At 54.2% G+C, this 10,926-nt stretch carries 7 protein-coding genes; 2 read left to right on the top strand and 5 right to left on the bottom strand.

The window, feature by feature from the left end; all coding sequences use genetic code 11:
- The first annotated feature begins 74 nt into the window (after positions 1 to 74).
- Positions 75 to 758 carry a hypothetical protein gene (locus CGZ80_RS10425; RefSeq protein WP_094414071.1) on the top strand — a complete coding sequence of 228 codons (684 nt, stop codon included), beginning with the start codon at positions 75 to 77 and terminating at the stop codon, positions 756 to 758.
- Here the strand turns inward: CGZ80_RS10425 and CGZ80_RS10420 are convergent.
- The 3 genes from CGZ80_RS10420 to CGZ80_RS10410 are packed head-to-tail and all read right to left on the bottom strand — an operon-like array spanning position 742 to position 6,060.
- The gene (locus tag CGZ80_RS10420; RefSeq protein WP_094414069.1) at positions 742 to 2,946 is read right to left on the bottom strand and encodes a site-2 protease family protein; all 2,205 of its coding nucleotides are present in this window, start codon (positions 2,944 to 2,946) and stop codon (positions 742 to 744) included. The two genes, CGZ80_RS10425 and CGZ80_RS10420, sit on opposite strands and share 17 nt — an antisense overlap.
- A gap of 1 nt (position 2,947) precedes the next feature.
- A complete protein-coding gene (locus CGZ80_RS10415) occupies positions 2,948 to 3,868 on the bottom strand; it encodes an efflux RND transporter periplasmic adaptor subunit (protein ID WP_094414067.1) in 921 nt (306 codons plus the stop codon).
- Complete coding sequence (locus CGZ80_RS10410) at positions 3,853 to 6,060, bottom strand: efflux RND transporter periplasmic adaptor subunit (RefSeq protein WP_094414065.1); 2,208 nt, start codon at positions 6,058 to 6,060, stop codon at positions 3,853 to 3,855. The genes CGZ80_RS10415 and CGZ80_RS10410 overlap by 16 nt, the downstream gene beginning before the upstream one ends.
- Between CGZ80_RS10410 and CGZ80_RS10405 the strand changes: the two genes are divergently transcribed.
- Entirely contained in the window at positions 6,059 to 8,278 is a 2,220-nt protein-coding gene (locus CGZ80_RS10405) for a TolC family protein (protein WP_094414063.1), read from the top strand. The two genes, CGZ80_RS10410 and CGZ80_RS10405, sit on opposite strands and share 2 nt — an antisense overlap.
- On the opposite strand, the gene CGZ80_RS10400 is transcribed toward CGZ80_RS10405, so the two are convergent.
- Both CGZ80_RS10400 and CGZ80_RS10395 read right to left on the bottom strand, forming a co-directional pair.
- The gene (locus tag CGZ80_RS10400) at positions 8,264 to 10,225 is read right to left on the bottom strand and encodes a type VI secretion protein IcmF/TssM N-terminal domain-containing protein (RefSeq protein WP_094414062.1); all 1,962 of its coding nucleotides are present in this window, start codon (positions 10,223 to 10,225) and stop codon (positions 8,264 to 8,266) included. The genes CGZ80_RS10405 and CGZ80_RS10400 overlap by 15 nt on opposite strands.
- Before the next feature lie 30 nt (positions 10,226 to 10,255).
- Entirely contained in the window at positions 10,256 to 10,906 is a 651-nt protein-coding gene (locus CGZ80_RS10395) for a DotU family type IV/VI secretion system protein (RefSeq protein ID WP_094414060.1), read from the bottom strand.
- Positions 10,907 to 10,926: the final 20 nt, after the last annotated feature.

The raw sequence follows: 10,926 nt of genomic DNA, 5'->3' as shown, positions 1-10,926 counted from the left end.
ATCGCACTCTGTAAATCACAAGACTTTTTGCTTAGGCAAGTCGAATCGTATCTTGCAGCCGATGCCTCCAAAACATGGACGTGAAGATGCAATTCAATGGCGAACAACGATACGACAATGGCCGTTTTTCCGAGCGATGCCGACGTCGCGTGATACAGTTGCTGCTAGTCGTTATTGCTGGTGCTGGGACGTACCAACCCGTAACAGCTAACGACGATCCGTCATTCGCAGATCTGCTCCACAAAGATGCCGTAGGGCCCCCGGATCAATCGACACCGTTTTCGACGGCCATCGAAGTCGTGCCATCGTCCCAAAACATCATCGACGAGGTTTCGACCGGCAGCGTACCGGCTTCCAGTGCAAACGCCACCTGGTTGGACATTCGTCCTAGAGCCGTTCGTACGGAAACCCGGATCTTGGTCTCAGCGAAAGATCTGCCTGAAGACACCAGTGGACTCCCCGAAATCGACTCGACTGTTTCGGCACCGTATCTCTGCGATTGCGACTTGGGGCTCAAAGACTTCATGTGGGGAGCGAGCTTCTGCCATTACCCATTGTATTTTGAAGATCCGTACTTGGAACGTTACGGGATGGCCACCGCTTGCGTCAATCGTGCCCCCGCGGTTCAAAGCGCCGCCAATTTCGCATGGAAAACAAGTCTATTACCGGTCAGTATGGCACTCGATCCACCTTGGCAACGACAGACGAGCGGATTCCATCAGCCCTATTGGATGCGAACAATCAAAGCGATTCGTTAAACGCAGATCGAACCGCTTGATCAAAAATACTCGATAGCGTTCGTGGCGAAACACCAATTCTCGCTATGCCGCGGCCTCCGACAAGCAATGCCGACGTCTCGTCATCGACAACGATCGAGACCTTGTATGTCGGTTGCAGTGGAACGGCGGATGCCTGTGACTGTTCAACGCTCGGCACCCACTTGTCGATTGTCAATTCCGCTGGGACTTGATCCACATTGATTCGTGCAATTGTTTTCACGGTTCCACGAACAACTTCCCCTCGGGAACTCTGCAAACTCAAATCGACGCTCTGCCCAGACTCGACCAGCGCGACATCGTCCTCTCCAACATATGCGATCACCTCATATTCCTCAGGCGACGCGACAAGACAAAACAGAGTTTGTCTCGACAAAAAGCTGCCTCGATTTTCACCATCAGTCGGCCTTCCCTGCCAACTGATCAATTGCAATTGATCGGCAATCGTTTCCTTTTGCGAAGGTGCCGGAAACACGATGCCATCGCGGGGAGCGACTAGACGCAACGCTTCTTTGTCAGTCAATCGCTGACGCAATTGAGACTGGAGGTCAAGCAAGACTTGATTTGCGAGCGGTATCTGCGCGGCGATGTCTTGGCTTTCATTTCGAAGTGAGTGCAAGTTCTGCAAACGAATTTCCTGCAGCGCGATTTCGCTACGCACTTGTTCAATCTGCTTGTCCAAGTCGAGGTTTTCCAACGTTGCCAACAGCTCACCCTGTTGAACGCGTTCACCAACAGCAACGCTGGACTCCAATGTCCCTGGTACCGTCACATAAATCTGACGAGCATCCTTTGCCTGCACGACGACAGGAGCCGAGACGCGTATTGGGAACGGGACAACAATCACGGTCACAATACAGACGCCGAGCAACAGCAAAATCATCGTTAACCGCGTTGCTTTGATCTGTTGACGGAACATCGGATTCTTCAGACTCCTGCCAATTGAAACCAAGGGACGTAGCAGCAGTCCCGAAACAATCACCAACTCCATCGCATAAGCCACGACATGAAATCCGGCGGGCACGAGCGCGTGGTGGATCAACAACAGAATGGAGACCAACACCACGCCGCGATAGATCGCCGATGCCGTCGCATAAAGTCCAAGCAAACTTAGCGACACCGATTCGCCGACACGCCGTCGGATTGCGTGTACTCCGCCACGGCCGGTCAAACACCAATGCCAAATGCCGCGCAATACCAACCCTGAACGTTGCCACAAGTTAGGAACATCAACGAAGTCAGAAAAGACGAAATAGCCGTCGTAACGCAGCAACGGATTCCCATTGATCAAGATTGTGCCAACCGAACAGACCACCATTACGTTGAATAGAATCGTGTTGGCCAAGCTTGGCGAGGTAAACCACCAAAGCCAACCGCACAGAACAGCAAGCGATAGTTCTGCGAAGATTCCGGCTGAGGAAATTGCAATGCGATGCCATCGATTCCGCAACGTCCAACTATCCGTTACATCGCAATACAAACATGGTGTGAAGACGAGCAACATCACTCCGATCTCGTGGCACTTGGCTCCGAATCGGCGACAAGCCACCGCGTGGGCAAGTTCATGAATGATTTTTGTCCCCGCCAAAACCATGGCCAACAAAATCACATTCAGTGGCGAGAGGAACGCATCGATCGCTGGCAATCGCTCCGTTGCCAGGTCCCAATGGAAAGCCAACAGCATCGCGCTGATGCTGGCAGCCCCGGCAATGCCCCACGCGCAACCGGCACTGAACAGCCAACCCAACCAAGGCGTTATTCGGTCCAGCAACGCTTTCGGATCGACACCGGGGAAGCGGATTCCAAGTGGATTGGCCATAGCGGCTATCAACCGTTTCCGCCGCTGGCTCCGATGTCGCTCCAGTAGTCGGTCGCCCTGCCCATTGCGACGAGCTAACATCAAGCCGTTTTGGTGAAGTCGTTCCGCAAACGCTTGAATCGCTTCCACAGTGATCTGCCGCGCGACAAATGCGTCTTCAAAACAGGCCCTGATTTCGCGATAGGTCGCCTTGCCATCCAAATGGCGAAAGATAAAGAATTCCTCTTCGCTAAATTCGAAATAGCGAAGTGAAATTGGGTCTTTGATCACCCAGCGATTGTGCCGCTGGCGATCTTGACGATAAACCTCCAAATCGCCGCGATGGCGAAGTGCCTGGTGAGCTACGTTCATGCTATCGCACCGAAACGGCATCAATTGTCATCGTCGCGCGCAACCCGGGTCGTAAACGCCCTGCTTGGTTGTCAATCTCGGCAGTGACCTTGACCTGTTCCGTCACTGGATCATTTTCGGGACTAACAAACACCACCGTCCCGTTGAAGCGACTTTTGTTGCGATCCCATCCGATCACATCCAACTGAACTTGACGACCTAGCAATGCATCCGATGCCCGATGTGCATCGATGAAACCATCGACTCGAAGACGTTTGGTATCGACCACTCGAAAGATAGTCTCACCCGGGGTAACCCATTCGCCCGCTTGGTGAATCGACTCGACCACCATGCCATCTTGCGGGCTGACGATCTTTCGAATTTCTACGTTACGCTTGGCAAGCTCCAGCTTTGTCAAACTGAGTTTCAATTGCACCGCAGCTTTCTTCAATTCGCTATCTGCTTGCTGGACCGCAAAATCCGCCTGCTCCATCTCGGCATGAGCTTGATCCAGTTCGGAATCGGACACACTCAAATTGCTCGCCTGTTTCACGCGAAGTAACCGCTGGTATTGCCGGCTCGCATGTTCGAACTGATTCTTTGCCGCTTTAATTTTTATCTCGTCTTCCGATTCCAGTTTCGCAATTTCAACCTCTCGTTCGGAACGAGCCATCTCCAATTGCGATTCACTGTCATCGATTAACGCCAAGGTCTGACCTTTCGCGACGACGCTCCCTTCGTGAACATCAACGCGTAGCAACGAACCGACCGCACGAGCCGGAACATCAACTTGGTCCGCCAGGCGAATCAAGACTGACTCAACTGCGATCTCTTCGCCACAAGCGTGGCGACTAAAACCGGGGCAGTTGGCAAGTGTCAACAACACGAAGGCGATGGCCAGACGGCCTTTCAGTTGTACGATTCGAGTTACAGTATGATCCATGAGCGAATCGCCTCGTAGATTTCATGAAACCAAACAAATCCAATTGACCTGGTACCACAGTCGATTCGACAGCGGATACTTGCACCAGGACGCATCAGGTTCTTTGCATCGTCAGGGACCGCGACGGTCGCCCGTGTGATCAGATTGTCGTGTTGGCCAACATCTGTCCGCGTTGACAGCTCAATCAACGTTCCGACGAACACTTCCGATCGGTCGCTGGCGATCGAAAACGCAACATCACGTTGGCTGTCAGGTGATCGCATCAGTTCGACAAGGTGCCCCGCGCTGCGTTCTGGGATTTCGAGTTCGATTTCCCACGGACCAGACAAATCGGCAACTGTCAAAAGCCGTTGTCCCCGCGCGACCGGGCGATCCGCCAGCAAGTTCGCCGGATCCCATGTCAACAGTTGGCCGTCGATTGGGCTTTTGATTTGCAGCTCTGCTAGCTGACGTTTCAACAACGACATCTCCGCAGTGAGATTCTCCAATCGTTGTCGCTGTTCCTGCTCTTCTGCTGCCAAGCGAGTCCCTTCGACGGGGTTATCACGAGATCGCTCGCTTTGTACCCGCGCCGACGCAATCGCTAACAACTTCTTTTCGGTCGACTGATAGTCTCCAAGCAACTGTTGCAACTCAAGCTCCAACGCTCGATTCCTGAGTTGCACCAGCGTTTGCCCTGCGACGACTGCTTCATCGTAGGAACAAAGCAGTTCGACGACTTCGCCATCGAATGGGGCAAATACATGTCGGCGCAAACTCGGAGACGCCTTTCCCGGACTGTGGACCGAAAACGGTATCTGTACGATCCACATCACGATTATCAACGTGATTGCAACACCTGCGGCACTCAACCAACGTCCAGGCCGGTGACTGGCAAACCCTTTTGCGCGGCGAAGCATTTTGGAAAGGTGAAGCAACGGCAATGATTCATAATCGAGCGCATTGCTGAGCGCAGGGACGACCGCTTGCGAGACCGCGATAATCCGTTGCTCCAAGTCGGACTCGTCGGACGAAACCGATTCAACACTGGAATGCAAACGCAGTCGTTCGACCACCAGCATCCCCAATAGCGTTCCGCTACTTTTCGCTTCGTCCGTCGGATCGATAGCGGCTTCGTCAGCGATTATGGGGACGACATCAAACGAATGCGTGTCGGCCTCGTTGACGAAACACTCGATCGCATCATGAAACTGCGGCGGCAATGATTCGGTACTACCGCGGTAATGCAGCCAGCGTTTGGACGGTGAAACGGCATCGACCAAAGATTGCATCGCATCAACCAGTGGACTTTTGCGGTCGATCGAATCGATGCCGCTGATCGCCATCACCCGACAACGATGTCCCTGGTTCACGGCCACCGACAATCTGTCGCAACCGATCAACAAGCGACCTTCATTTGCCACGCGATATGCACAGCGCTCCAAGTCTAAACTGGAATGGATCAGCCGCACAAACCTCGCTTGCTGCTGCGACGTCGCGTGGTGTTGCTGGTGCAGTCGAATTTCCTGTCGTTGAGAAAATGACTCCATCAGCTGGCCTACGATTGCAAGCAACCTTTCGTGTCCGGCCTTGGCGTCAGCTGCGAGGTCGCCGCGCTGGGCAACTTCAACAATTGCTAGCGAATGATCCTGCAATCGACAGGGAGCTGCGATCCAACAACTCGCTTCTCCACTTTCGCTGTCGCCGGCTGGCACTTGGAGGCTCGACACCTCAACATTGCTTGCAATACGCTGCAAGAATTGGTGGTGTGCTGAGCTTTCGAATGCTGACAATGTCCCGTGTTCATTCGTTGTCGCAGCGCTGGCGACACAACGGATCTCACCGGCTTGATTAGCGACCCAGATAGCACCAGCGATCGCATCGAGTAGCTCGACGGTTCGCTGAATGGCGTTGCTTGCAAATTCTGGCAAGCTCTGCGGTAGCTGTGATAGCTCCGTCACGCCGGCAATAAACTGCTCAATCTCGGACCAGTCGTCGTTTGCCTGCGATGGAGCATCTTGAACGCGATTTGCCAATTCGGAAGACCTTCTGCGTTTCGCGGGGGCTAGTTGGGTTTGCGACGACAATGTCGAAAATGAAGTCTTTCTCAGAAACGATTTCCATTCCGAGTGACCGATTGCCGAATTACCGGATAGGTCCAGGACAGGACGTTCAAATTGCCCAATCGTTACGGAAAGACCTCGACGTTTCATGACGCGAAGATTGATCTCCATTTGGTTGATTCCAACCATCGCGTTGTTAACCTTGGTCGGTTGCGCGGCGACGGCAACTAAACCGGCTCCAGACGAACTGGCGGCACTTTTAGCCGACTCGTCGTCCAGCGATGCCAAGCCTGACACCCCAAACGCCCAAAACCCCGCAGCTTTCCAGTCGGTCAGCCATCGGACAAACGAAACGGTCGTTGACGCACTTTCCCACGGGCTCCAAAGCAATAGCCATCTCTCGAACGATGGCGGATTGACGCCTTTCTCAATTAGGGGAAGCAGCGACGCGAACTGGACTTCCCCGGAACCCTGGGACTTGACGATTGACGAAGCGATACAACTTGCGCTCGCCAACAGTACTGTTTTGCGCAGCTTGGGCGCTCGGCTGATCCAGTCGCCAAACAGCACGTCGACGATCTACGAACCGGCAATTGTTGTCACCGATCCCACCGCAGGCATCGAGGCTGCGTTAAGCGAATTCGACGCCCGCATCAAAGGCGATCTGTATTACGAAGACAACGATCGCGTCTTGAACAACGAGTTTGTCGGACAAGGCGTCAACTTTTTCAAGCAATACCTCACGCGATTCGAATCAAGCCTTAGCAAACGGACGGCCACCGGAACGACGTACACCCTTCGGCACAACTTCGACGCGGACAACAACAACTCAGACCGAAACCTGATCGAAGATCGGGCATGGGCTTGGAATGTAGAAGGCGAAGTACGTCAATCACTTTTGCAGGGACGTTCGGTTTCGTTCAATCGGATCGCCGGCCCAAACGCAACCGTCGGACTTTATAACGGCGTCGTGATTGCACGGCTGAATGCAGATACGACGGTAGCGGACTTGGAAATTTCATTGCGTGACTTTTTGAGCGACGTTGAGAACGCGTACTGGGATTTACATTTCGCCTACGAAGACCTGAAAGTCAAACAACAGGCGCGCGACCGCACACTGCACACGTATCAGTTGCTCAAAGCCCGGCAAGGCCTGCCTGGCGCCGAAGAAGACAAACTCGCCCAAGCACTCGAACAATACTATCGCTTCGAGCAAGAAGTACAGAACTCCTTGGCAGGCCGATTGGTTGTCGGCACCCGATCCTTTAACGGCAGCAGCGGTGGCACCTTCCAAGGATCCGGCGGCGTCTACGTCAACGAACGACGCCTCCGAATGATCATGGGGCTACCGATTAACGATGGTCGCTTGATTCGCACAGCAGCGGACCCGACTGTCGCGCCAATGACATACGACTGGAATATGGTTGCCGGAAATGCGATTTGCCGGCGAACCGAATTGAAACGACAACGGTTGATTGTTGATCGCAGACGCTATGAGTTGTCGGCGAGCCGGAATTTTCTGTTGCCAAGATTAGACGCGGTCGGCCGCTATCGTTACCGTGCATTGGGTGAAAGCTGGCTCGGAAGCGAGATCGTCGACAACGGCAGCCCCGTCCAAACAGACACGCATGAATTTCTAGTCGGACTCAGCCTCGATTACCCTGTCGGTGTTCGACAAGCCTCGGCGGCCGTTCGGAACGCGCAGCTAAAACTTGCCCGCGAACAGTCTTTGTTGGACGAACTGGAACGACAAGTCGTCTTTGGCATTAGCAATGCCATCTCCGAAAGCGATCGCGCCTACGCCGTTTTACGTACGGCAATCAATCGCGAGAATGCGGCGAAGAAACAATACGATCTGCTTGTCAGCGAAGCCCAAACCTCGGTTCGGCAATTCAACTACAACTCGCTGCTCGACTCCGAACAACGACTCTCGGAAGCATCGAGTGCCGCAAATCGCGCTCGAATTCAGTACCTTCTCGCGACAAAGAATATCAACTTCGAGATGGGCGCGTTGCTGGAGTACTACAACATTCATCTCGCCGGTTCACAGCACAGCAAAAAGACAAAGCCGTCAAAGAACCGCCTTCGACAATTGCTCGGCCATGTTTGGCAGCACGGCCCATTGAAATCGAAACCAAAACACTCCCCAGGCAACCCGCTCCAATCGAGCCAGCCGTTGGACATCGAAGTGATCGACGGCTCCCCTTACGAGATCGATGTCGACGAGTTTGGAGAACAAATCGACCAAATCATTTCCCAGGAGCTTCAAGAAACGACGCCGCAACTCAGTTCCCCGATCGATGGCAACGCGAATTCTCTCGAAACGCTCCCTCCACCAGCCGATGCGTCGACATCAGCTAGCCAGTAATCGCAACATCAGCGCCAGAAACAACAGAACCGCACTGCCCCAGCCGGCGAGACTAACGAGCCGGAAATAGCGGTGATTGGCGATACTTTCGCGAGACCACTCAACCTTCGATTGTTCTTCTTTTAGCTTGTCCTGCAGAACGCCTTTCACGAATGCCGGCTGCCCAGTTTCTGCACCACTTGCGGCAAAGTAACATCCGCTGAAGAAGAACGAATCGTCATCGCGCGTCTTCGTTTCCGAATCGTTTGAATCGCAACCGAACGCTTGCCCCAAGACGATTCTCAATCGCGGCTTCAGCTCATGTCGGATTCGGCAAGTCAACGAGTACAGCTTGCGATTGCCACGCTGCTGTTCCAGACCATCTTCACGGCTGAACAGCCGATAGACCCAGTCTTCGAACGCGTCGCAAAGCCGGTCGCTGTGCGTATTCAATTCGTTTGGGGTGGGACGGCTTCGCAAATCAAAACGACCACCAAGCCTTCGTGATAAAAGGTCTGCGCCCAAGCGGCGAACCAACTCGATAAATCCGGCTTCGCGTTCGAGCCCGACCAGCAAGGCAGTCACCGGAAACCGAACTCCCAGCGTTTTCTGAATCGTAGTGACATCGTTTCGAGCCGACTGAGCCACGGCGGCTAGCTGAAGCGGCCCCACTTGTGACAATTCAAACGGCAGCAGAGTTACCGCGCCGTTGACGCCACAGACCGGCCGACGAAATCGCTTCAGCAATTTGCACACATAGGCCAAGCGTTTTAACTGGTCCGAGGTATCGAGATGCTCCGGCAACGCGATCCGCTTGCTTGCGCTCACCTGAGGAACAGACATGTGAGCAGGTTTGATGGTCGCTGTCGGACGTGAATCCTGGACTCGTGATTCCTGCACTGCGGGGCCCGACGCCATTGGAACTTCACGAGACAATTGCTGAGCCGGAGCTGAGCCTTGGTCGGCGCCCGTGATTGCTGCCGCAGCCGAATGATCGATCATCAACGTTCCTTGATAATCAACGGCGGAACGAGGTGAGGCGAACGCCGGTGGCATCTGTTGCGGTGCGGGCTTCATCTGACTGACCACTTGCTTTGCAGCCGGGGCGGCGGGCATACCAAATGCTGACGATGGTCCTGCCGATGCAGCGGAACCGCCGATGGTATGTTGGCCGATCGTGCCCATGAAGGTCCCCGTACTCACGGGTGCGGACGGTGCTGTGGCCACACCAGCCGGCGCACCCGAGTCGGTCCCACTGGGCACCGCGGGCGATTGCTTTGCAACAGTCGCTGGATTCGCTGCTGGCAAAGCGGCGGATACGACATCGGCTTTTTTTGCAGGGACAACTTCCGAGGATCGGGCGAACTGACGAATTGAAACCCGGCTGGACGGTCGGCTTCGAAGACGCCCCATCAAGTCGCTCAACGAACTCGCACCCGTACAGAACAAATACAACGCGTCCGAGGTCAAGTACCATTTCAATGCATGTGAGACACCGTTGTCGCCAGGTACTCCGTGGATCAAAAGCGGTGAATCCAACGCTTCCATCAGCCCCCGCTCGTCATCTCCATCGGACGACCCCAGCACCATAAAAATCGGATAGTCACGGGCAGCGATCCCCTTTGCCTCCAATGCCGCCATTCCGGCTTCCCAGGCGCGATCGATGTCGGGGAACTCACCTTCGATCACTCGATTCCAACGCTTGATCCCGTAGTAGAGAACCACCGGAATAAGCGTGACTAACAGAATCTCGGCGATCGCATGAAACGCACGAATGCTATGCGCGACGCGCACACTGTCCGCACCGAACAGGCGAATCACCCAAACAATAGCCAACAATGTCCACAGCACGACGGACGTGAACAACGCGGCTTTCCCGGCGATCGTTTTCGGAAACAGCCAACTTAAAAATCGTCGCTTCTTTGGCGGCGTTTTCGTCTCGGTTTCGGTTGCAGCTTCGTCCGACATATCGATTGTTTTTCTGGTTTCGGGACAGCTTTAGCCGATTAAAAAGGTCAACGCCAAGAGGCCGCACAAAAGCGTCGCAAGCAGCCATGGCCACACCATCTGTCCGCGCGACCACAGTGGCAGAGCCGTCTCTATTTCTCGATCGCTTTCTTGACCAGCCGTTGCCTCGTTCCAACGTTGCCTTGCTTGACCGACGACACTCGCATACTCACTTGCCCACCCCGGGAGTTCAGCTGGCAAGCCGTGGCGGTCAATTAACATTCGGTTCAAATGCGGGTCCCGGTACAGTCCCCGAAAGCCCAGCATCACACAGACGTAAATCAGTTGCAGCGCGTCATCAAAACCGGAGTTCAGTGCTTGGTTTGCGTTGACATAGTACAAGTCATTGCAACGTCGAGATTTGAACAGACTCCATTCCAACACGTTGTCTCGCCACCAGTCCTGTCCTGACCACAGATGTGCATCGATCAACATTTCGTCAATCCAGCTTGCCAAGGCGTACTTCGCCAGGCCCCAGTCGTCTGAAACACCGTCAAGTCGCTTGTCAGCTTGCTGGAATAAACCTTCAAGCGTCCGCTTCTCTTCTGCCGGCGAGATTTCCGAACCGCCATCGATTCGCTGCATGAGCGAAAACGCATGGATCAAAATCGGATCGACAGCGTCGGCAAAACGAGGGGTCATGGAAAGGCTGCAAAATCAGT

It is taken from the genome of Rhodopirellula sp. MGV, assembly GCF_002251265.1.
Classification (GTDB): Bacteria; Planctomycetota; Planctomycetia; order Pirellulales; family Pirellulaceae; genus Stieleria; species Stieleria baltica_A.
This window is presented reverse-complemented; position numbering and strand designations above follow the sequence as displayed.

Excerpts from the sequence above, each read along its gene's own strand:
- CGZ80_RS10425 (WP_094414071.1), top strand. The coding sequence starts at position 75 with ATGGACGTGAAGATGCAATTCAATGGCGAACAACGATACGACAATGGC.
- CGZ80_RS10420 (WP_094414069.1), bottom strand. The coding sequence starts at position 2,946 with ATGAACGTAGCTCACCAGGCACTTCGCCATCGCGGCGATTTGGAGGTT.
- CGZ80_RS10415 (WP_094414067.1), bottom strand. The coding sequence starts at position 3,868 with ATGGATCATACTGTAACTCGAATCGTACAACTGAAAGGCCGTCTGGCC.
- CGZ80_RS10405 (WP_094414063.1), top strand. The coding sequence starts at position 6,059 with ATGACGCGAAGATTGATCTCCATTTGGTTGATTCCAACCATCGCGTTG.
- CGZ80_RS10410 (WP_094414065.1), bottom strand. The coding sequence starts at position 6,060 with ATGAAACGTCGAGGTCTTTCCGTAACGATTGGGCAATTTGAACGTCCT.
- CGZ80_RS10400 (WP_094414062.1), bottom strand. The coding sequence starts at position 10,225 with ATGTCGGACGAAGCTGCAACCGAAACCGAGACGAAAACGCCGCCAAAG.
- CGZ80_RS10395 (WP_094414060.1), bottom strand. The coding sequence starts at position 10,906 with ATGACCCCTCGTTTTGCCGACGCTGTCGATCCGATTTTGATCCATGCG.